Below are 21,027 nucleotides of genomic sequence, written 5' to 3' on the forward strand. Positions count from 1 at the left end.
ACACATAAGCAACAACAATTCGAGGAGTGATCACGACGTGAACAGTCGAATCTATTTATCCCCGCCGCATTTGGGAACGCGGGAGCGTGAGTATGTGGAGGATGCCTTCCGCACGAACTGGATCGCGCCGCTTGGACCAAATGTCGACGAATTCGAGCGCGAGCTTGCCGAGCGGGTTGGGGCGAAAGGGGCAGTAGCGCTGTCCTCAGGCACCGCCGCAATTCATATGGCGCTAAAGCTGCTTGGCGTTGGACGCGGCGACCGCGTCTTCGTCTCCTCGCTTACTTTTATAGCAAGCGTTAACCCGGTACTGTACGAGGGAGGTATCCCCGTATTTATCGATTGCGACCCACAAACCTGGACAATGTCGCCGCAAGCACTGGAGCGGGCGTTCGAAGAAGCACATCGCAACAAGCAATTGCCTAGAGCTGTCATTGTCGTCCATCTGTATGGGCAGAACGCCGACATGGATGCGATTAACGAAATATGCGCCAAATACCGTGTTCCGGTCATAGAAGACGCAGCGGAATCCCTTGGTACAACCTACAAGCAGAAATCCAGCGGAACCCACGGCAAGTTCGGGATCTACTCCTTTAATGGCAACAAAATCATCACGACATCTGGTGGAGGCATGCTCGTCTCCGATGATACAGCAGCGCTTGCCAAGGCACGCTTCTGGGCAACGCAATCCCGCGAACCGGCACCTCATTATGAGCATGCGGAGCTCGGTTATAACTATCGGCTCAGCAACGTGCTTGCGGGCATTGGGCGTGGACAGCTGCAGGTGCTCGATGATCGGGTGAATGCACGTCGTGCCGTATTCGATCGTTACAAAGAAGCATTCGCTGAACTCGAAGGCATAACCATGATGCCTGAAGCCGAATACGGCCGGGCAACACGCTGGCTGACTACAATGACGATTGATCCAATCATTGCAGGCTGCACACCAGCCGATCTTCTGGAACGACTTACCGATGAAAATATCGAAGCGCGCCCGGTGTGGAAACCGATGCACCGCCAGCCGCTTCTGCAATATTACCCTTATTATCCGCATGAGCAGGGCAGCAGCGTGTCGGACACGCTGTTCGAGCAAGGCATCTGCCTGCCGTCCGGCTCCAGTCTCACTTTGGAAGAGCAAGATCGCGTTATTTCCTGCATCAAGCAAACTATTCAAGCTAATTCGAGGAGGATGTTGTCACATGAAAGTGCGTAAAGCGATAATTCCAGCTGCGGGTCTTGGTACCCGTTTCTTGCCTGCAACGAAAGCTCAACCGAAGGAAATGCTGCCGATCGTGGACAAGCCGACGATCCAATACATTATCGAAGAAGCGATTGCTTCCGGCATCGAAGACATTCTGATCATCAGCGGCCGCGGCAAGCGGGCGATTGAAGACCATTTTGACAAAACGTTCGAGCTTGAAGATATGCTGGCGAAGAAAGGCAAGACAAAAGAGCTTGAGCAAATCCGCGGCATCTCCGAGATGGCGAACATTCACTACATCCGTCAAAAAGAACCAAAAGGTCTCGGCCACGCAATCTGGTGCGCACGCAGCTTTGTTGGCAACGAGCCGTTTGCCGTTCTGCTTGGCGACGATATTGTCCAGTCCGAGGATCCTTGTCTCAGCCAGCTGATTCGTGTTCATGACCGTTATCAGTCCTCGGTTGTTGGCGTGCAGCGCGTAGCTGATGAGGATGTATCCAAATACGGCATCATCGCTCCTCGCGGATCGTCGATCGAGCCGTCTGTCTTTTTCCTTGATGGTCTGGTTGAGAAGCCTTCGAAGAAGGCCGCTCCTTCCAACTATGCGATTATGGGCCGTTACATCCTAACGCCGGAGATCTTCGATATTCTCGAGCATCAATCTCCAGGCGCGGGCGACGAGATTCAACTGACTGATGCGATCAAAAAGCTGAATGATCAACGCAACGTACTTGCTTATAACTTTGAAGGCGTCCGTTATGACGTAGGCGATAAGTTTGGCTTTATCAAGGCACAACTAGACTTCGCTCTGCAGCGCGATGATCTGCAGAAGGATGTGCTGGGCTACCTGCAGCAGGTGTACGAGAAACATTTTATTACAAAGGCGGCGAACTAATATGCGGAAAATAACAGTTATCGGTACCGGATATGTGGGTCTCGTCTCGGGGACTTGTTTTGCAGAAGTGGGTAACCGCGTTATCTGCTGTGACGTTGATCAGCGCAAAATCGATCTGCTCAACGACGGTGTCATTCCGATCTATGAGCCGGGTCTCGAAGAGATGTCGCTTCGCAACAAGGCGGAAGGCCGCTTGCTGTTTACGACTGAAGTTGGTGAAGCCATTGAAGCTTCGGATATCGTCTACATTGCAGTTGGTACACCGATGTCGGAGACCGGCGAAGCGGACATGCGTTATGTGATGTCAGCGGCGAAGAAAATCGGCGAGCATCTGAACGGTCACAAAATCATCGTGAACAAAAGCACCGTGCCCGTTGGTACTGGTGAGCTGGTACGCGAGGTTGTCCAGGCGAATAAGAAATACCCTTGGACAAGCTTTGATGTGGTGTCCAATCCGGAGTTTCTCCGTGAAGGGACAGCGCTCTCGGACTGCATGAACATGGACCGTGCCATCATCGGCTCGGATAATGCAGAGGCGGCGGAACAAATCGCACAGCTTCATGCACCATTTAACACGCGGATCTTCAAGACCGATCTAGAAAGCGCGGAAATGATCAAGTACGCGGCGAACACGTTCCTCGCGACGAAGATTTCGTTCATTAACGCCATTGCAAATATTTGTGAAAAAGTTGGAGCCGACGTCGAAGACGTAGCCAAAGGGATGGGAATGGACAGCCGAATCGGCGAAAAATTCCTGCAAGCCGGTATCGGCTATGGCGGCTCTTGCTTCCCGAAAGATACGTACGCGTTAGCGCATATTGCGGATAAGTCGGGTTATGATTTTGAGCTGCTCAAGTCCGTTATTAAGACGAACCAGCGCCAGCGTTTTGTCGTGATGGACAAGCTTCGTGAGACACTTGGCGGACTAGCTGGCAAGCAGATCGCGGTGCTGGGGCTGGCGTTCAAGCCTAACACAGACGATATGCGCGAAGCGCCGTCTCTGACGATTATTCCGGAGCTTCTGAAACAGGGGGCGATCGTTCGGACATTTGATCCAATTGCGACAGAAGTTGCACGCAAGCTGCTGCCTGCAGATGTGGCATATATGGAATCAGCTGAACTAGCTGCGGCAGGCTGTGATGCTTGTGTGATTTTGACAGAGTGGAATGAAGTTCTGTCTATGGATCTTGCGAAGATCCGCGAGCGGATGAAGCAGCCGATCGTCATTGACGGGCGTAACAGCTTTGATCCGAAAGTAATGGAGCAGCACGGATTTGTGTACTACTCGGTAGGTCGCCGTCCGGTGAACCGCCTTGAAGCAGAGCGCAAATCTGTGAATTTATAACATAGCCCAAAGTAAGTTAAAGGGCGCTATCTGCTGATCCTGATCTCGAAAGGGGGTGAGCGCTTGAATGACAGTCCGCTTCGGCCGGGCGGATGGAATCCAGGTTTACCTTATAAACGAAAATGCAGGAAATGCAGGAGGCTATGCTTCCAAAGTAAGAATGACCACGAATGTCAGATTACGTCCATTTAGGTGGAAATTCTTTTCAAGGAGGAAAAACATGAAGAAGAAATTCAGAGCGCTAACTACGCTGGCTGTTACGGCTTTGCTCGTGCCGACGCTCATCGTTAATGCGTCTTCCGCAGCAGCGGCATCGAAAGTGCCAACAGAGACGGCGAAAGTTTCGTCATTTTTCTCGCAGTCGTCTTTCGAGCCATTTGCTAATACGCTCATTCAGAAGGTGCTTCAGAACCTTGCACAAGAGGTGCAAAAGGCAATAAGCAACATTCAGAATGGCAACAGCGGTAACAGCGGCAACCATGGTAACAACGGCAACAACGGCAACAACGGCAACAACGGCAACAACGGCAATAGTGGTAACAATGGCAACCATGGTAACAATGGCAACCATGGTAACAATGGCAACAACGGTAACGGTGGCAACAACGGTAACGGTGGCAACAACGGTAACAACGGTAATGGCGGTAACAACGGCAACGGTGGCAATAACGGTAATGGCGGCAACAACGGCAATAATGGCAACGGTGGCAACAAAGAGAAGAAAATCCAAAAGGTCTACAATGATACTTCAGCACAGCTGTTCCAGCTGCGCAACCAGTGTCAAGCAGGCTTGACGGACATCGCTGTAGAGTTCACGACTTTGACGTCTACGCATGAGAAGACCGAATTGTATAAGACAGGTACAGCGGCGTTCAACAGCTGCACAGGTCAATACAAGACCATCATGAACAATGCTAGTGCGCAAATCACTGCTCTTAAAGGTGACCCTTCTATCCTTGAACCGATGCAAAAACGGTACTCGGAAGAAATTATCTCCGGCCGTGCACAGCTTAATGCAATCGTAGGTAAATAACATTTACCGTACTTAAAAGAACCGCGTAATGGGGCGACCTATTGCGCGGTTTTTTCTATGCTCTTTTTCGATTAACGGGAAGAGGGCTATAATAGGTACGGAAACGGAGGTTATCGTAATGATCATCAGAGAGCTGCAGGCGAAGGATAACGCCGCGATTGAACAAATCATCAGAGAATGCTTGATTGAATTCGGAGGCAACCGGGAAGGGCTGGCGTGGGCAGACGAGAGTCTCAGTCACCTATCCGATTACTATAATCAAGAGGGCAGGGCTTATTGGGTTATTGAAAAGGAGGGGCAGGTCGTTGGCGGATGCGGAATTGCGGAATTTAACGAGTCTAATGAAGTTTGCGAGCTGCAGAAAATGTACCTCTCCCGCGATACCCGCGGAACGGGGATTGCCGCAAAGCTTTTGGACACGGCATTAACATTTGCGGGGCTGCATTATAAACAGTGCTACCTAGAAACACTGCAAAATATGCATGCTGCTAACCGCTTCTACGCCAAACATGGCTTCGAATCACTCACTGCTCCACTCGCCGGCTCAGAGCATTTTGCCTGTGATGCCTGGTATATTATTAATCTGATTAAATAGCTTTCCAAAAGGCTGCCGAGGGATCGGCGGCTTTTTTTGCATGGGCATATTTCAAAACAATCTAAATATATTGTAATACGATAAATTTTGTGGTAAGTTCAATTTGAAAATAATGAAGTGAGGTGCATGTTGTGAAACGAGGGACAACACTCTTTTTAAAGGTCGCTGTTATTCTCATTGGAATCCCCATTCTGGCTTTGTGCATATTTGCGGTACCGGAGATTGCCAATTATACAGCCGAATTATATCCAGATGATACTTATCTCAAATATCTTGTGTTTATCGATTTGTATGCCGCGGCGATACCTTTTTATATTGCTTTGTACCAAGCGTTTAAACTGCTCGGCTATATTGATAAGGATCAAGCTTTCTCTGAATTATCTGTGCAAGTCTTAAAGAATATAAAATACTGTGCAATAATAATCAGTGGCATATATGTGCTAGGCTTGCCGCTGTTCTATCTTTTTGCTGAGAGAGACGATGCCCCAGGTGTCATAGTCATTGGATTGGTCATAATTTTTGCCTCCATGGTGATCGCCGTGTTTGCTGCCGTTCTCCAGAAGCTTTTGAAAGAGGCTATTGATATAAAATCAGAAAACGACTTAACGATCTGAGGTGATTAACTTGGCCATAATAATTAATATTGATGTCATGCTGGCTAAAAGGAAAATGAGTGTTACAGAGCTTTCGGACAGGGTCGGAATCACGATGGCTAATCTCTCCATTCTAAAAAATGCAAAGGCCAAAGCGATCCGATTGTCCACTTTAGAAGCGATTTGCAAGGCTTTAGATTGTCAGCCTGGCGATATTTTGGAATACAGAAGTGAGGAAGACTCACAAGGATAATACTGGTAATACTATAGAAACAACGACAAAGGCTGCCGACATGATCGGCGGTTTTTTTTTGACTTCATATTTCTTCCCTGACATACAGTTGTCAGGGTGACCATTGTAAGATGAATGTATAAGTTAACTACAGAAACCGGAGGTAATACAAATGACGGATATGAACACGCATTGCCTGAGATTTTATGACTTTCACGTATGGGGGAATAAACGAATCTTTAATCACTTAAAGGAGCTTCCGCGTCACCTATACAAACAGGAAATTCAAAGTGTGTTTCCATCAGTGGCAAAGGTTATGGTGCATATATACAAGGTTGATTGTGGTTGGCTTGATATCTTAATGGGTAAAAGTATGAGGGAGGCTATGGAAGCATCGGTTCCAATCGAGGCGGATGCAGAAGCAAAAAGCCTTGAAGAACTGGAGGCTATGTATGATGAATTGTCCGTTAAATTCAGAGCCTATATTAGCCAGCATGAAGATCTTGAGAAAGAGGTTGTCCTGGATAATCCTTACGCTGGAATATTGAACACCAGATATTCAGAATTTGTTATACAGGTTGTGAATCATGGTACGTACCACCGAGGCAATATATCGGCTATGCTTCACCAAATGGGACACTCCTCTGTGATGACGGAATACGGGCTTTTTATGTACCATGCTGAATAGCTAACTTACAAATATTTCAAACAAACCATGCTATAATGAGTTCTATGTTTCATTACTCTACATAAAGGGAGATGTTATTTTATGTTTAAGCATATTGAGGATTTTGTGGCAACTTGGCAGCATGAAACGGCAGCAACATTGCGGACGCTGGAGATGCTCTCAGACGAGTCTCTGAGCCAACAGATCACAAGCGAGAATCGTACGCTTGGACGTCTTGCTTGGCATCTAGTACAGACGGTGCATGAAATGCCAACGCGCACGGGATTGTCTTTCGAAGGACCAAGGGAAGATGAGCCGGTGCCAACTTCTGCAGCAGACATTGCGGCAGCCTATAAGCGGACCTCGCAAGGACTCCTTGATGCTGTACAGTCCAGTTGGAAGGATGAGAATCTGCAACACTTAAGCGAGATGTACGGCGAACAATGGCCAAACGGTTTAACGCTGGATATCCTCGTCAAGCATGAGATTCATCATCGTGGTCAAATGACAGTCCTGATGCGTCAGGCCGGCCTTCGCACCCCGGACCTTTACGGTCCAACGAAAGAGCAGTGGGCAGAGTTTGGTATGCCGGCTCCGGTTATTTAGAGTAAAGAATGAAGAATAACGAATAAAATCCCGCTTTAGCCGTTTGGCCGAAGCGGGATTTTTTTGTTGCAACGCAACGATTTCCATTTTATCCCGTCTATATATTCGTCATGAGTTTGATGGCTAGATTAGCAAATCGGAGGAAAGCGATGAACAAAATCTATATGATAGTGGTCGTATTGGTTATCTTCTTATCGGGATGTACAAGTCAACAGAACTCAAATCCAGCCGTAAATGATCATAGAGTTGAATCACATGAGTTTAGAAAAGTAACTGCAGCTCAATTAGGTCAAATAACAAAGGATATGACATACAAAGAGATTATAAATACGTTAGGTCAAAGCAAGGACATTGGTTCTGGAAGATACATCATTAAATACGAGCTCGAAAATGGTGATTTTCTCGACTTTAACTTTGGCAGCTATGAGGAAGTATTAAACGATCAAAGCTATGCAGCGATTCAGAAGCTGTTGAACTAACCTTAGGAGCAGGCGGGATCCGTCTGCTTTTTTTGTTTTCACAAAAACTGTTTGGCTGTCAGCAGAGTCTAATTATATAGATGCAAAATGGCAGGGGAGGAAGCGTGTGGGAAACGAATTACTGGTGGCCGCGGCGAAAAGAGGCGACGATGCTGCCTTCTATAGTCTCATTACGCAGCACAAAGAAAAAATGTACCGGATGGCGTATTCGTATTTGAAAAGCGAGACCGATGCTCTTGAAGCCGTGCAGGAAGTGACCTGCCGGGCTTATATGCAGATTCACAAGCTGAAGGAGCTGGAGTATTTCGGGAGCTGGCTGATCCGTATTCTGATGAATTATTGCTCAGACGAAGTTAAGCGGAAGGCTCGAAGAAATGATGGCCAGCAAGCGGTGGCTGCAGCTCTGGATTCACAGGCAGCAAGTGGTGAGGCGGCCTTATTGGAGAGGGTCATGCTGGAATCAGCGGTCGAACAGCTGGATCCGAATTTTCGAACCGTCATACAGCTTAAGTATTATCATGATCTGACTATCACTGAGATTGCGAGAACTTTAGAGAAGCCGGAAGGAACAATTAAAACTTGGCTGCATAAAGCACTTGGCGGGCTCAGGCAGCGACTAGCAAAGGAGGGTGAACCTAATGAGTGAGTTTCCGGATCAGCAGGGGCAGGAATTACCGCAGCTTGAGGCGATGAAGGGGTATATGGAGGACATTTCGATCCCGTCTGTAATCGATGAAAAAGTATGGAACGGCATAAAGGCTGGCAGGCAGCGTAGAAGGCGCAGAGTGATGACTAGAATGGTTTCTTACACGGCATGTTTATTAATTCTTATTTCGGTAGCTTCCGTCCGGTTCTCTCCTGAAGTCGCAGCTTATGTAGGTGAGAAAATACCTGGTCTTCGGCCTCTCGTTGAGTTGATTCATTATGATAAGGGGCTTGAGCTTGCACTGGATAACGACTATATGCAGCCTGTTGGTTTGTCTGAAGAGCATGATGGAATGAAGGTGACCATAGACGGCCTTATCGCCGACGACTCGAGGATCATTGTTTTCTATACATTAAAGAATACAGAAGGACAGAGGAGCATTGTTGATCTTCATAAAGCCAGTTTAACGAATAGTAAGAATATGTCGAGTTCATATGGTTTCTCAGCAAACAACGAAGACTGGGAGAACATACAAGGAACAATTGAGTTCTATCCTAATGAAGAGGGAGATATCCCGGACACCTTGAACCTTGAACTTGCGTTTAATTTAGAGACAGAAACAGCTAGTAAGAACACAGAGTGGGAATTTGCCATTCCTGTAGATAAAGCTAGATTTGACGGGTTGAAGGAGATCTATGACATCAATCAGACCGTTATAGTCGAAGGTCAGGAGATTAGCTTTGGAAAAATGACTGTTTATCCAACAAGAATCGGAATTGAAGTAGCTTACGATCCGGCCAATACGAAGAAGCTCTTTTATTTTGACGATCTCCGACTGGAGGATGAGAAGGGAGAGGCCTTCGGCTCCATCGTGAATGGCGTAATTGGCTCCACCCTTAGTGATAATAGCAAAATACTGTATTTCCAAAGTAATTACTTCCGTAAGCCGGAACATCTCTACTTGCGGGCAAGCAGCATTCGAGCGCTGGATAAAGATAAACTGGAGGTGAAGGTGGATCTGGAGCATAAGCAGTTGATTTCAAAGCCGGATGACCTGCTCACTTTGAAAGATATCGGAATGGGCGATAAGGAAGATCAGGATAAGCTCGTCTTCGAATTGAAGAATGAGAACCCTTTCGATAAGGACCGAATGTACAGCTTATTTGATATGACGTATAAGGATGCTTCCGGCCAATCCTTCGATACGCTCTGGACAGGATCGTCCGGAGACGAATATCAATTTTCTATTGAGAAGAACGATTACCAAAGCCCACTGACATTCTCCATTCAAGATTATCCAACTCGGATTCATGGGGACATTAATCTGCGAATAAAATAAAATAGCATAAATACCAAACAAACCGCGTAATTAGTGAAGCAAGACTCTAATCCTGACCCATATGTTGAGGTTAAGATTGGAGCAAGACTTCATCCATTACGCGGTTTTGTTTCTATATAAAGATGCCATACTGAAGGAATAGTGAGCTTCAAGCAATTTTTTAAGCTAATGCTTACGAAGTAAGAATCGCAACAAAAAGCGTGTTGCAATTCTTTTAAGGAGTGATAACCAGTGAAACTATATGATTGCGCCATTATTGGCGGTGGTCCGGCTGGCCTTAATGCGGCGCTTGTGCTTGGCAGGGCGAGGCGGTCAGTTATCCTGTTTGACGATAATAAGCCGAGGAATGCGGTCACGCATGAATCACATGGTTTTATAACAAGAGATGGTGTTAAGCCGGAAGAGTTCCGTCGTCTTGCGCTTGCAGATATAAGCAAGTATCCCTCTGTCCAGATCGCTCGGACAAAGGTTGTTGATATGGTGAAGCGGGGCCATTCTTTGTTCCTGGTGCAGACGAGCGCTGGAGACGTGTTTCAGGCGAGAACGATTATTCTGGCCATTGGTCTCAAGGAAAAGCTTCCTAACATAACGGGAGTAACCGATTATTACGGTACTTCTTTGTTCAGCTGCCCTTATTGCGATGGCTGGGAGCTGAGAGATCAGCCTCTTGCTGTCATTTCGGAGAATGAATCGCATCGTTATTCGATGGCTTCGATGGTGTACAACTGGAGCAAGGATCTGATTATATGTACAAATGGAGTAGGCTCTTTCGATCACCAGCAGCGGGCGAAGCTGCATAGCAGAGGGATTCGAGTTTATGAGCGGCCAATTGTGGGACTGAAAGGGAAGAACGGTCGTCTGCAAAAAATCGTATTCGCGGACGGGACAGAAGTGGCGCGTACGGGAGGTTTTGTTACGTCAAATTGGAATTTAGCGATCCGTTTTGCGGAAAAGATAGGCTGTCGGTTGAATGAAAGTGGAGGCCTTGCGATTGATGACTATGGTAAAACGACGGTTGAACATGTGTATACAGCCGGAGATGCAGCGACGATTTCTCCTGCCCAGCTTATTGTTGCCGCGGCTGGCGGCAGTAAAGCGGCCATGAGCGTGAATACAGCACTGACCCATTTGGACTTTTAGTTCATGCGTAAGATAAATGTCAGAATATTTTACATATTGTGAAAATTATATTGCTTACCGCCTTCCTAACCTGCTAAACTCTTGATAAATTGCTAGCTGATTGATAGATTGCTTGAGCAGCTCAATTTGTGCTAGACCAATGTTGAGAAGGGTGGAATAGACGATGGGGAAGCGATTATCCGTACTTCTGGCAGCAGGTATTCTCATCATGACGATGGCAGCATGTGGAGCAAAGAGTGACAACAGCAGTGGCAGCAGCAGCGAGAGCAACAAGAACGAGAAGGTGTATAAGTTCGCAACAGATGCGGCTTACGCACCAATGGAATTTATGGATAAGGACAAGATTACAGGCTTTGACGTGGATTTTCTGAAAGCGGTCATGGAGGAAGCAGGACTGGAATATGAGCTGAAGAACACGGGCTGGGACGCGATGCTCACGGAAGTGGAGTCTGGTAAAACGTATGATGCAGGCATCTCCAGTGTATCGATCACGCCTGAAAGGGAAGAGACCTATGACTTCTCTATTCCTTACTTTGAATCTACAAATATGATTATGGTGAAGGAAGACAGTACAATCGCAAGTGCGGCTGATTTGAAAGACAAGAAGGTAGCGGTGCAAGGGGCAACCACGGCAGAGACACTGATGGCTGGCATTATGGGGAATGACAACAGCAACCTAAAGCGATTCGACAGCAATGCGGTTGCGATGCTGGAGCTGGATTCCGGCGGGGTGGATGCTGTAGTAGCTGATATCGCGATTGTCCGTGAATATATGAAGAATAATCCGGAGCGCAAGCTGAAGGGGATTCTGGATACGGCGAACTTTGGTTCCGAGTTTTACGGGATTCTGCTGCCCGCTGGCAGTGAGCTCAAGGCAAAGCTGGATCCGGCAGTCACGAAGCTGCTTGAGGACGGTACTTATACGAAGATATACAAAGAATGGTTCGGTGAAGAGCCGAACGTCGACAATGTGCTAAACGCAAAGTAAGGCGGTAAAAGGCGTGCGTAATGAAACAAGTTGCGCATGCCTTTTCCTCTCCACAATAGATTTTTAAGTTTCGAGACATTTGAAATTGAAATTCTATTTGGCGATAAAACCTACCTCTTAACGCGGTCGCACATCTTTGGAAAGGCAGCGATAGAGGTTTTCTCATACTAGGAGGACGAGCGCATGCATTTTCGATTCGAAATTATCTTCGATTATATTCCTCTTCTGCTCAAAGGCGCAGTGCTGACGATCGGGATCTCCGCGCTTGCCATTGTGCTGGGCTCTATTCTTGGGCTTGTTGTCAGCTTTGGCAAAATGTCCACCAGATGGTATTTCAGCTGGCCGATAAGCGGCTATATTCATTTTTTCCGCGGAACGCCATTATATGTGCAAATCTTGATCGTGCATTTTGGACTTGTACCCGCCTGCATCGGACATACCGATGCCATCGTTGCGGCTGTAACTGCACTTGCGTTGAACTCGGCGGCGTATACGGCAGAGATTTATCGGGCGGGTATCCAGTCCATTGACAAAGGGCAGACGGAAGCCGCGCAATCGCTTGGCATGACGAGTGGTCAGACGATGCGGTTTATTATACTCCCACAGGCAGTGAAACGGATGATTCCGGCTTTTGGCAATGAATTTATCGTTCTGATCAAGGATTCCTCGCTAGTAGCGCTTATTGCGGCGCCGGAATTGATGTACTGGAGCAATGTGATGCGCGGTCAATATTTGCGTGTATGGGAGCCGTATTTGACGGCTGCCTTCATCTATCTGATTCTGACCTATTCGCTTAGCAAGCTGCTGGGCTGGATGGAGAAGAGAGGGGTGACGGGATGAGCACGGCTCCAATTATCGAGGTTACACATCTCCACAAGTCATTTGGCACAAATACCGTCCTGCGGGATGTATCGATGCAGGTTGCACCTGGTGAGGTTGTTGTTATTATCGGACCATCAGGTTCGGGAAAGTCGACTCTGCTCCGCTGCCTGAACGGACTCGAGAAGCCTGAGAGCGGCGACATCAGAATCGAAGATCGTTCCTTGATGCAGGCAGGGGTCAAAATAACGGAGATCCGTTCTCGAATGGGGATGGTGTTCCAACAATTTAATTTATTCCCTCATCTGAATGTACTCCGCAACATTACGATCGCACCAGTGCAGGTTCGCAAGCAAACGCCAATAAAAGCAGAGGAGCTTGCGATGTCGCTGCTTGGCAAGGTTGGTCTTCTTGAGAAGGCTGGCCATTATCCGGCCTCGTTGTCTGGCGGGCAGGCACAGCGGGTTGCGATTGCAAGGGCGCTGGCGATGGAGCCGCACATTATGCTGTTCGATGAGCCAACGTCGGCGCTTGATCCGGAGATGGTTGGTGAGGTGCTTGCTGTTATGAAGGAGCTTGCGGCGGAGGGGATGACGATGGTCATCGTGACGCATGAGATGGGTTTTGCCCGTGAGGTTGGTCATCGGGTGTTGTTTATGGAGCAGGGAGTGATCGTCGAAGAAGGTACTCCTCAGATGCTATTTGATGATCCGCAGCAGGAGCGGACGCGGGCTTTTTTATCCAAGGTATTGTAAACGGCCTACACACGCATAAGGTGAAATCTTCGCGGATACCCTACTAATGGCAAAGGAGGGGATTGGAAGCGATGGAATCGACAAGCGAATTTGTAGCGAAGGTCCATGACACACAGGCTAAGCAGCGGAAGAATAAGAATTACGGGAAAGGCAAGCCGTCCCAAAAGCTGCAAAACGTGCAGCATACAAACAATCCATAGCAGTAAGCCAAGATTCGCCCGACTATCGGTCAAGTCCCGAGAGCGGGCGGATTTTATGAATACGAGCTAAGACTTATCCATGGATTGACAAAAGATAGGAGTTACGGCATCATAAACATATGAATAGTTGCTCATATATGTATAAAGTGAGGTGTCAGTCTTATGAGTCATGAGCATAGCGACGGGAAAGATCCACATACCGGTTCTGAGGCTCATACCCATTCTGAAGGGGAGCAAGCGCATAACTGCAGTGGTCATAATCATGGTCATAGCCACAGTCACGCGCATCACGGTCATGATCATGGCCACCATGGGCATCATCATCATTTTGATATGTCTGGCAACAAAACTGGATTATTTATTGCATTAATCATTACTGCAGGTATTATGGTGTTGGAGTTTGTAGGTGGATTGGTGACAAACAGCCTAGCGCTGTTGTCAGACTCCGGACATATGCTTAGCGACGTCAGTGCATTAATCCTCAGCTTAGTTGCTGTATGGTTCGCGGCCCGTCCGGCTTCGGCGGTTCGTACGTATGGTTTTCACCGGTTTGAAATTTTAGCGGCATTATTTAATGGGGTTACCCTTGTTGTTATTTCTGTTTTTATTATATGGGAAGCGGTCGGAAGAATGTTTGATCCGCCTGATGTGGCCAGCGGTTCGATGATGCTGATTGCGGCAGTTGGCCTCTTGGCTAACCTCGCGAGTGCATGGGCGCTCATGCGTAAAGGGGATGTCCATAACAATCTGAATGTACGAAGCGCTTATCTGCATGTATTGGGCGATGCTCTTGGTTCAGTCGGGGCGGTTGCAGCGGGGCTTCTTATCTATTGGTTCGACTGGAATATTGCTGATCCAATTATTTCGATTGTAGTTGCTGTGCTGATCGTGAAAAGTGCATGGGGGATGCTCAAGCATACCGTCCATATTCTGATGGAAGGTACCCCAGTGAACATAGATGAGCAGAAGATTCGCACGGCGCTAGGTGATCTATCAGGCGTAGTTGATGTGCATGATCTGCATATCTGGACGATTACTTCTGGACTTGATTCGTTAAGCTGTCACCTGCAGGTTGCAGACGGCACGGACTGCCAGCAGGTGCTGCAAGCAGCGATTGCGCTCATCGAAGAGCGTTTTGGCATTCAGCATTCGACGATTCAAGTCGAGAGCTCGCGTATCCGCCATATGGAGCTGCAGGTGTAGCATTCCATACAAAAAAGCCGCCCCTTGCTCAAGGGACGGCTTTTTTTGCCTTGCGATTACAGGTTAATGTATCGTTCGAAGATCGGACCGAAATCCTTCACTTTATATTGCTTCTGCGCGCCTTCGAGCCAAGCGAATGCCGATTTGTTCAGCTTGTCAAACGTATCAGCTACATCGTAGTCACCTTTGTGCGCATGGCTTAATGTAGAGGAGGCAAGCTCCAGGCTTTGACGTGCAAAGCTGAGGCTGATGTCGTTCTCGTGGTTAATTTCGGCGATTTTGATCAAGGATTTGTATAAGTCCTTTACTTGCTCGATATTCTTCTTATTCACATCAATGCTGAATGGAACGGAACCGATCGTAAATTTAATCTCGACATCAAGATCGACTGTACCCGCTGTTTCCAGCGCTACGCTGGCGATCTTATTTGTTGCGTACGAATAGCGGTGCAGCATCCGTTTCTTGCTTACGGCGCTTGTTCCGTCCAGATGAATAAGTGCATAGTTTGTGAAGCAGTACTCATCTGTTTTCGATTTGATTAGAAAATAAATTTTTTCCCCATCTTCGTGCATGACGTAATCGTCAGAATCTACTTTGTCGTAATTCTCCGGTCGGATGACCGCTCCAATATCACTTAGGCCGAGCAGATCGGCAGCTACTTTTCCGAACAATCTTACCATTCCTCTCCATGCAATAATGGCTCACTCTACCATTATATATGCGGTCTGGGGGATTATTCTAGTTTCGATGTACCTAGATCAAGATTGCTCAGCGGCTGCTTTGGATGAGGCCATTTTATCCTCCATATGCTGTCTTTTCACCAGAATAGCGGCAATGATAAGCATAAGGCCATTAATAATAAACACCCATTTGATTGGGATGATCCCGCCGAGTACACCACCAAGCACCGGTCCAAGCATCGTTGCGAACTGCGTAGAAGACTGGTTCAAGCTGAATGCCCTGCCCCGGAAGCTGGTCTCCGTCGACTTCACGATCATGGCGTTAATAGAAGGAGTTACCCCGGCAAAGAACAAGCCGTACGCAAAGCGCAGAATACCGAATTCAGTAATATGCCCGACAAAAAACTGCAGGCAGTTGCCGATCCCGCCGCCTAACAGACCGATAAAGAGTACTTTTGAAAAGCCAATCTTTGAGCCTATCTTACCCCACTGCGGAGCAGCGATAAGCGTTGCGATCCCGACAGCCGAGAACACAATCCCTGATTGTAATGAGGCATCATCTGGATTCGCTCCGAGCTGCAGGACATAAACGGTAAGCAGCGGCTCCAGAATCATGACCGAGAACATGGCTAGTCCGGACATGACAAGCAGCGCCATAAATGCTTTGTTTTGCGTGGCATGCTTCAAGTCATCCATGACGGAAGAGCGTACGCCGGTGCGGTTGAACTTTTGCTCGGTAGCGAAGAAGGTTGCGATAAGCGCAGCCACAAGCACAATACAGCCGGAGAAAATAAAAGACTCTCGGTTACCGATGTAATGGCTGACCGTACCTCCGATAAGTGGCCCCATAATGCCGCCCGTTGCGCCGGAGGTTGCCATAATGCCAAGCGCATAGCCGGATTTATCTTCCGGTGTATTCGTAGCAACTAGTGCAATTGCAGCTGGCACATAGCCGGCAAGCAGACCTTGGAATACCCGCAGGATGAGAAACACATATGGATCATGAACAAAGAAGGTAATGAAATAAAGTGCCGCTAAGCTGAAGCCCGAACGAATGAGCATCGGCTTGCGGCCATATTTGTCTGCGAGTGATCCCCAGTATGGCGCGATAAGCGCACTGGCCAGGAACGTAATACCAAACGCGAATCCGGACCACATTTCCAAATGGCTGTCGACACCCAGATCATTATGTAAGAAAAGCGGAATGAACGGAATCGATACAGAATAGGCCGTGCTGCAGAAGAAAACGCCAATCCATAAGATGATCAAGTTGCGTTTCCACGAGTAAAGTTGGGTCATTTCAGTCACATCCTAAAAAGTGCGTCGTTTTCTTTTATTGTAAACCTATTTTTACAGAATCTCCATGTTGAGCGGGAAAAACGATACTTTTGTCCTTGAATCTGCTGCCGTACTTCGGTGAAGGACAGTGAGTATGCCTCACTAAATAGTGAGGGATTTCGCCGTGAAAGTAGCTTGAAAACACCATTGAGCAGCCAATAATGAGGGTAGGCTCACTGTTAGTGAGGCTCGTCGTAATTATAGTGAGGTTTGACTCACTAATCACATGATTAGCCGTGTGAGGCGGTGAATTAGTGAGTTCTACCTCATTAATTAATGAAGCAACCTCTTGAAAAAAGCCCCTGCGCTGGTACGTGGAGGCTCAAATGAGATAGCTAGTTGTCTGTTGGCAGTCTACGTGCGAATGGGCACTCGTGCTCTCGGGTCCGGTGATGGACAGTGAGTATGCCTCACTAAATAGTGAGGCATTTCGCCGTAAAAGTAGCTAAAAGCAACGTCGAGGGGCTAACAATGAGGGTAGGCTCACTGTTAGTGAGTCTAATTGTAAATATAGTGAGGCTAGACTCACTAATCACAAAATTAGCCGTGGGAGGCTGCGAATTAGTGAGTTTCACCTCATTAATTAATGAGGTAACCTCATGAAACTAGCCCCCACGTTGGTGTGCGCGGAGGCTCGAGTTAGCTAGTTAGTTGTTAGCGTACCTAATGATTTAACGCCTCCAACAGGCAGGCGTTAAATAAATCCAGCTCCTCATAGAAGATCGCATGCCCGCTGTTATCGAAGCGGAGCAGGACGGAATTCGGGATAGTATCTTTCATGATGATGGCGAGCTCGAACGGGCAGATGCGGTCATACACCCCGTGGAAGATATAGGTCGGTACCTTAATCCGCTTCAGATCTGCGAGTACATTTTCATCCCGCAGAGTGTGACCGCAGGCGATAATGGCCCGGGGCGATTGGTCGAGCTGCACCGAATCGAACCATTGCCTGAAGGCAGGTGTCGGCTCGTTATGGAAGAACAACTTGCCGAACTCCTGCAGCATCTGCGGACGGTCGCGATTCGCCAGGGCAATCAGCGCATCGAGGCTTTCGACGGGCATACCTTGCGGGAAACCAGGCTGCTTCGTAATGTAGGGAGCAGCCGCAGCGAATAGGAGCAGCTTGCTTACCCCATGTCCGGCATGGCGTCCCATGTAGCGGACGGCAACGGCGCCGCCCATCGAGAAAGCTGCAAGCGTAATCTCCTTAAATCCCAATGTATCTATGATGTATCGGACATCATCCGCCATCCGGTCAAGACTATAGCTCTCCCACGGCGAGTCCGACTTGCCGAAACCGCGCAGGTCCAGTTGGATACAACGATACCCATACTTGGGCAGCTGATTAACCTGATACTCATACATGCGATGATCAAGCGGATAACCATGAACGAACAAGATCGGCTGTCCAACTCCCGTATCCTCTACGTAGAGACTAACCCCCGGTTCGACATCCACATAATAGTTCAATGTGACATTCTCCTTCTTCCGCAAATTCATTCCTTGTAGTAAAGGTATGAGACAGAACGACCTGTTAGAAGAAAGAAGCACCTATCTCAATCTCGCATGCATCCTCCCATACGCCACATGCAGCACATGCGACAGAGGGCTGTTACGTTGGATTTCGTCCAAAGTAACAACGGTTGTGGACGTCACATAGCAAGCCTATGTTGGATTTGATACAGTGAAATAAGCTCCATTCGCCCAGTAACCAAGCTATAGGTCCGATTCTGTTGGATGGAATCCAACAGAGGGGCGGTGCGATCGCACAAGGAGCGATTATAGTGGATGAAATCCAACATGCGGCGCAAGAAGGTGTCACGGTATCTATCTGTGCATGCATCCCCCATATACGTGCATGCATCCCACATGCAGCACATGCGACAAAGGGTTGTTACGTTGGATTTCGTCCACGTAACAGCATTTGTGGACGTCACATAGCCGCCTATGTTGGATTTAATACAGTGAAATAAGCTCCATTCGCCCAGTAACCAAGCTATAGGTCCGATTCTGTTGGATGGAATCCAACAGAGGGGCGGTGCGGTCGCACAAGGAGCGATTATAGTGGATGAAATCCAACATGCGGCGCAACAAGGTGTCACGGTATCTATCTGTGCATGCATCCCTCCTATACGCCACATGCAGCACATGCGACAGAGGGCTGTTGCGTGGGATTTCGTCCAATGTAACAGCGTTTGTGGACTTCACATAGCCGCCTATGTTGGATTTAATACAGTGAAATAAGCTCCATTCGCCAGTAACCAAGTTGTAGGTCCGATTCTGTTGGATGGAATCCAACAGAGGGGCGGTGTAGTCACGCAAGGAGCGATTATACTGGATGAAATCCAACATGCGGCGTACGGAGTACGGCATGCGGCGTGTGAAGGAGGAAGCTATCGTTCCGGAACGATAGCAAATTCGGCTGATAAGGAAGGCAGCGGTAGGAGCACATCCGCAGCATGCGATGCAACGCAGCGCATCAAAAAAAGCTGCCCCCAGCAGCCACTTTCGTGACTTCCGAGGACAGTCTCTGTCCGAGTATGCGAGTAAAGCTATTAGATTCTTGCCATATTAGCCAGACTGCTGTACGCAATCGTACGGTTGCGGCCGTCGCGTTTGGCCTGATAGAGCGCCTGATCCGCGTACTTGAACAGCTCGAATACTTCATCGCTTACATCAGGGAAGGTGGCTACGCCAAGTGACATCGTCACTCTCTCGCCGATTGGCGTAATGGCGTGGGCAATCCGGTCACGAAGCCGCTCAGCCACCTGAACCGCTTCGTCTTCCGAAGCATGAGGCAGCAGCATCGTGAATTCTTCTCCGCCGAACCTGCAGCAGTAATCCTCAGGACCTTTCTCGCTTTGCATAACATCCGCGACAAACTTTAACACTTCATCGCCCATATGATGGCCGTGTCGGTCATTCACGCTCTTGAAATGATCAAGGTCCATTAGAATGACCGAGAACGGAGTGCCTTGCGCCTTCCACAAAGTCGTAATGGCGCCCATCGTTCTACGATTTGTCAGACCTGTCAGCGCATCGGTGTTCGCCTCGGCATGAAGCTCCTCTTTCTGTTGACGCAGCTTATTGAAGGCAACCGCAACTGTATTCAGCAATTGATTCGCCTCATAGTTCCAGCTAATATCTGCGGTCAGCGGCTTCAGCTTCTCATCTCCACTGGATAGACGGGAGGCGTAAGTAGCCAGACGATTAAGAGGATGAGCCAGCTTACGGGACAGCCAGAAGGACAGCAAGACAAGCAGCAGAACAAATGGCGCCGAGAACTTCATCATCTCTCTAACGACATTTTCTGAGATATTCACCACATGATCCTGCGGGGTTTGGGATACAATACCCCATCCGGCGGCAGGTACAGGAGCGAAGCCAGCCAGGAAGTTCTGCCCCTGCACATTCATCACCCGTTGAGCTCCTGTGAGTCCTTTCATAAGCTTTTGAACAACAGGATTATCACTGACATTCTCAGAAATACGTTCCTTATTGGGATGATAGATCAAGTTGCCGGAAGAATCGACGACATAGAAGTAGGAGCCGCTGGTCGTGCTTGACTGAACCCCCAGAATATCTCGGAAAATATTTGCCTGCTGCAGGTAGATCGACCCTCCAACAAAACCTTTGTAGTTGCCGGCATGATCGAAGATCGGCGAGCTTACGAGCACGATCAATCGACTCGTTATCGCATGGAACGGCTTAGAGATGTAAGGCTTCTTCAGCTTAAGTGCCTCCTTGGTGGCTTCCGAATCCGGTTTGCTGCCGATCAGATTCAGATTGTTTGGGGAGGTGGAGACAATAACGCCGCTGTTATTCACAATGGTCAGAGAGTTGAAATACGGGCTTGTCCCCATAAAAAAATCAAGCTGAGACAGCACATTCTGATCGCTCAATTCCACCTCAGAGAAGTAATCAGCCGTTACTTGAAGACTCTTTTGCATGGAAATCACAAGAGACTCCGTCGTTTTGCTCAAATTAAGCGCAGCAACACCGTTCATTTCGATTGTATTATTGAAGAGCGATTTTCGCTCGGTATTATAGCCGATGGTTGTACTAATAAAGATCGTAACAAGAACAGATAGGATGACAACAAATGAAATAATAGATGATAGCTTGAATCCTTTACGCGGCCTGATCTTGTAGGTCATATTGTGAAAATATGCTCCTTCCTAATTCTTACTAATCGATAGTGTATCATTTTTTGTCGAAAGTATCGATAATCATTCTAAAACGCAGTAAAAAGCCCATCTGCCTCCCGCATGAA

At 48.0% G+C, this 21,027-nt stretch carries 22 protein-coding genes; 18 read left to right on the forward strand and 4 right to left on the reverse strand.

The features are described from left to right. The first annotated feature begins 37 nt into the window (after positions 1 to 37). The 18 genes from AC0YNT_RS11770 to AC0YNT_RS11855 all read left to right on the forward strand — a co-directional run bounded on the left by AC0YNT_RS11770 (position 38) and on the right by AC0YNT_RS11855 (position 14,736). Positions 38 to 1,213, forward strand: coding sequence for a DegT/DnrJ/EryC1/StrS family aminotransferase (locus AC0YNT_RS11770; protein ID WP_475804731.1), 1,176 nt, complete (start codon positions 38 to 40; stop codon positions 1,211 to 1,213). Further along, on the forward strand, positions 1,200 to 2,096 hold the full coding sequence (gene galU / locus AC0YNT_RS11775; protein ID WP_441892893.1) for a UTP--glucose-1-phosphate uridylyltransferase GalU: 897 nt from the start codon (positions 1,200 to 1,202) through the stop codon (positions 2,094 to 2,096). The genes AC0YNT_RS11770 and galU overlap by 14 nt, the downstream gene beginning before the upstream one ends. Before the next feature lies 1 nt (position 2,097). Beyond that, on the forward strand, positions 2,098 to 3,441 hold the full coding sequence (gene tuaD / locus AC0YNT_RS11780; protein WP_475804732.1) for a UDP-glucose 6-dehydrogenase TuaD: 1,344 nt from the start codon (positions 2,098 to 2,100) through the stop codon (positions 3,439 to 3,441). A gap of 220 nt (positions 3,442 to 3,661) precedes the next feature. Continuing rightward, complete coding sequence (locus AC0YNT_RS11785; RefSeq protein WP_475804733.1) at positions 3,662 to 4,474, forward strand: hypothetical protein; 813 nt, start codon at positions 3,662 to 3,664, stop codon at positions 4,472 to 4,474. 118 nt (positions 4,475 to 4,592) lie between these two features. Next, the gene (locus tag AC0YNT_RS11790) at positions 4,593 to 5,069 is read left to right on the forward strand and encodes a GNAT family N-acetyltransferase (protein ID WP_475804734.1); all 477 of its coding nucleotides are present in this window, start codon (positions 4,593 to 4,595) and stop codon (positions 5,067 to 5,069) included. Between the two features lie 131 nt (positions 5,070 to 5,200). Continuing rightward, positions 5,201 to 5,683, forward strand: coding sequence for a DUF2975 domain-containing protein (locus AC0YNT_RS11795; protein WP_475804735.1), 483 nt, complete (start codon positions 5,201 to 5,203; stop codon positions 5,681 to 5,683). Positions 5,684 to 5,693: 10 nt separating this feature from the next. Continuing rightward, on the forward strand, positions 5,694 to 5,915 hold the full coding sequence (locus AC0YNT_RS11800; RefSeq protein WP_441892915.1) for a helix-turn-helix domain-containing protein: 222 nt from the start codon (positions 5,694 to 5,696) through the stop codon (positions 5,913 to 5,915). A gap of 160 nt (positions 5,916 to 6,075) precedes the next feature. Beyond that, entirely contained in the window at positions 6,076 to 6,582 is a 507-nt protein-coding gene (locus AC0YNT_RS11805; RefSeq protein ID WP_475804949.1) for a DinB family protein, read from the forward strand. 81 nt (positions 6,583 to 6,663) lie between these two features. Further along, positions 6,664 to 7,167 (forward strand): DinB family protein, encoded by a 504-nt coding sequence (locus AC0YNT_RS11810; RefSeq protein ID WP_475804736.1) that lies wholly within the window; start codon positions 6,664 to 6,666, stop codon positions 7,165 to 7,167. A 149-nt stretch (positions 7,168 to 7,316) separates the two neighbouring features. Continuing rightward, positions 7,317 to 7,646, forward strand: coding sequence for a hypothetical protein (locus tag AC0YNT_RS11815; RefSeq protein WP_475804737.1), 330 nt, complete (start codon positions 7,317 to 7,319; stop codon positions 7,644 to 7,646). A gap of 106 nt (positions 7,647 to 7,752) precedes the next feature. Then, on the forward strand, positions 7,753 to 8,292 hold the full coding sequence (locus AC0YNT_RS11820; protein WP_475804738.1) for a sigma-70 family RNA polymerase sigma factor: 540 nt from the start codon (positions 7,753 to 7,755) through the stop codon (positions 8,290 to 8,292). Further along, complete coding sequence (locus AC0YNT_RS11825; RefSeq protein WP_475804739.1) at positions 8,285 to 9,631, forward strand: DUF4179 domain-containing protein; 1,347 nt, start codon at positions 8,285 to 8,287, stop codon at positions 9,629 to 9,631. Before AC0YNT_RS11820 ends, AC0YNT_RS11825 begins: the two co-directional genes overlap by 8 nt. Positions 9,632 to 9,862: 231 nt before the next feature. Beyond that, the gene (locus AC0YNT_RS11830) at positions 9,863 to 10,771 is read left to right on the forward strand and encodes an NAD(P)/FAD-dependent oxidoreductase (protein ID WP_475804740.1); all 909 of its coding nucleotides are present in this window, start codon (positions 9,863 to 9,865) and stop codon (positions 10,769 to 10,771) included. Between the two features lie 163 nt (positions 10,772 to 10,934). Beyond that, positions 10,935 to 11,759 carry a basic amino acid ABC transporter substrate-binding protein gene (locus AC0YNT_RS11835; RefSeq protein WP_475804741.1) on the forward strand — a complete coding sequence of 275 codons (825 nt, stop codon included), beginning with the start codon at positions 10,935 to 10,937 and terminating at the stop codon, positions 11,757 to 11,759. A 183-nt stretch (positions 11,760 to 11,942) separates the two neighbouring features. Then, positions 11,943 to 12,599, forward strand: a complete 657-nt coding sequence (locus tag AC0YNT_RS11840; RefSeq protein ID WP_475804742.1) for an amino acid ABC transporter permease — start codon at positions 11,943 to 11,945, stop codon at positions 12,597 to 12,599. Between the two features lie 11 nt (positions 12,600 to 12,610). Continuing rightward, entirely contained in the window at positions 12,611 to 13,333 is a 723-nt protein-coding gene (locus AC0YNT_RS11845) for an amino acid ABC transporter ATP-binding protein (RefSeq protein WP_475804950.1), read from the forward strand. 71 nt (positions 13,334 to 13,404) lie between these two features. Further along, complete coding sequence (locus AC0YNT_RS11850) at positions 13,405 to 13,533, forward strand: DUF4023 family protein (protein ID WP_167278381.1); 129 nt, start codon at positions 13,405 to 13,407, stop codon at positions 13,531 to 13,533. A 162-nt stretch (positions 13,534 to 13,695) separates the two neighbouring features. After that, a complete protein-coding gene (locus AC0YNT_RS11855; protein WP_475804743.1) occupies positions 13,696 to 14,736 on the forward strand; it encodes a cation diffusion facilitator family transporter in 1,041 nt (346 codons plus the stop codon). Positions 14,737 to 14,792: 56 nt separating this feature from the next. Here AC0YNT_RS11855 and AC0YNT_RS11860 read toward each other — a convergent pair whose 3' ends face one another. The 4 genes from AC0YNT_RS11860 to AC0YNT_RS11875 form a co-directional block, all read right to left on the reverse strand. Beyond that, positions 14,793 to 15,407 (reverse strand): PH domain-containing protein, encoded by a 615-nt coding sequence (locus tag AC0YNT_RS11860; RefSeq protein ID WP_167278383.1) that lies wholly within the window; start codon positions 15,405 to 15,407, stop codon positions 14,793 to 14,795. A gap of 87 nt (positions 15,408 to 15,494) precedes the next feature. Beyond that, complete coding sequence (locus AC0YNT_RS11865; RefSeq protein WP_475804744.1) at positions 15,495 to 16,715, reverse strand: MFS transporter; 1,221 nt, start codon at positions 16,713 to 16,715, stop codon at positions 15,495 to 15,497. Between the two features lie 702 nt (positions 16,716 to 17,417). Beyond that, on the reverse strand, positions 17,418 to 18,224 hold the full coding sequence (locus AC0YNT_RS11870) for an alpha/beta fold hydrolase (protein WP_475804745.1): 807 nt from the start codon (positions 18,222 to 18,224) through the stop codon (positions 17,418 to 17,420). A 1,085-nt stretch (positions 18,225 to 19,309) separates the two neighbouring features. Then, entirely contained in the window at positions 19,310 to 20,911 is a 1,602-nt protein-coding gene (locus tag AC0YNT_RS11875; protein WP_475804746.1) for a sensor domain-containing diguanylate cyclase, read from the reverse strand. Between the last annotated feature and the right edge of the window lie 116 nt (positions 20,912 to 21,027).

The organism is Paenibacillus sp. J22R56, from assembly GCF_056269375.1.

Coding starts and splice junctions, on each gene's coding strand:
- galU (WP_441892893.1), top strand. CDS start 1,200: ATGAAAGTGCGTAAAGCGATAATTCCAGCTGCGGGTCTTGGTACCCGT.
- tuaD (WP_475804732.1), top strand. CDS start 2,098: ATGCGGAAAATAACAGTTATCGGTACCGGATATGTGGGTCTCGTCTCG.
- AC0YNT_RS11785 (WP_475804733.1), top strand. CDS start 3,662: ATGAAGAAGAAATTCAGAGCGCTAACTACGCTGGCTGTTACGGCTTTG.
- AC0YNT_RS11790 (WP_475804734.1), top strand. CDS start 4,593: ATGATCATCAGAGAGCTGCAGGCGAAGGATAACGCCGCGATTGAACAA.
- AC0YNT_RS11805 (WP_475804949.1), top strand. CDS start 6,076: ATGAACACGCATTGCCTGAGATTTTATGACTTTCACGTATGGGGGAAT.
- AC0YNT_RS11810 (WP_475804736.1), top strand. CDS start 6,664: ATGTTTAAGCATATTGAGGATTTTGTGGCAACTTGGCAGCATGAAACG.
- AC0YNT_RS11815 (WP_475804737.1), top strand. CDS start 7,317: ATGAACAAAATCTATATGATAGTGGTCGTATTGGTTATCTTCTTATCG.
- AC0YNT_RS11825 (WP_475804739.1), top strand. CDS start 8,285: ATGAGTGAGTTTCCGGATCAGCAGGGGCAGGAATTACCGCAGCTTGAG.
- AC0YNT_RS11835 (WP_475804741.1), top strand. CDS start 10,935: ATGGGGAAGCGATTATCCGTACTTCTGGCAGCAGGTATTCTCATCATG.
- AC0YNT_RS11840 (WP_475804742.1), top strand. CDS start 11,943: ATGCATTTTCGATTCGAAATTATCTTCGATTATATTCCTCTTCTGCTC.
- AC0YNT_RS11850 (WP_167278381.1), top strand. CDS start 13,405: ATGGAATCGACAAGCGAATTTGTAGCGAAGGTCCATGACACACAGGCT.
- AC0YNT_RS11855 (WP_475804743.1), top strand. CDS start 13,696: ATGAGTCATGAGCATAGCGACGGGAAAGATCCACATACCGGTTCTGAG.
- AC0YNT_RS11865 (WP_475804744.1), bottom strand. CDS start 16,715: ATGACCCAACTTTACTCGTGGAAACGCAACTTGATCATCTTATGGATT.
- AC0YNT_RS11875 (WP_475804746.1), bottom strand. CDS start 20,911: ATGACCTACAAGATCAGGCCGCGTAAAGGATTCAAGCTATCATCTATT.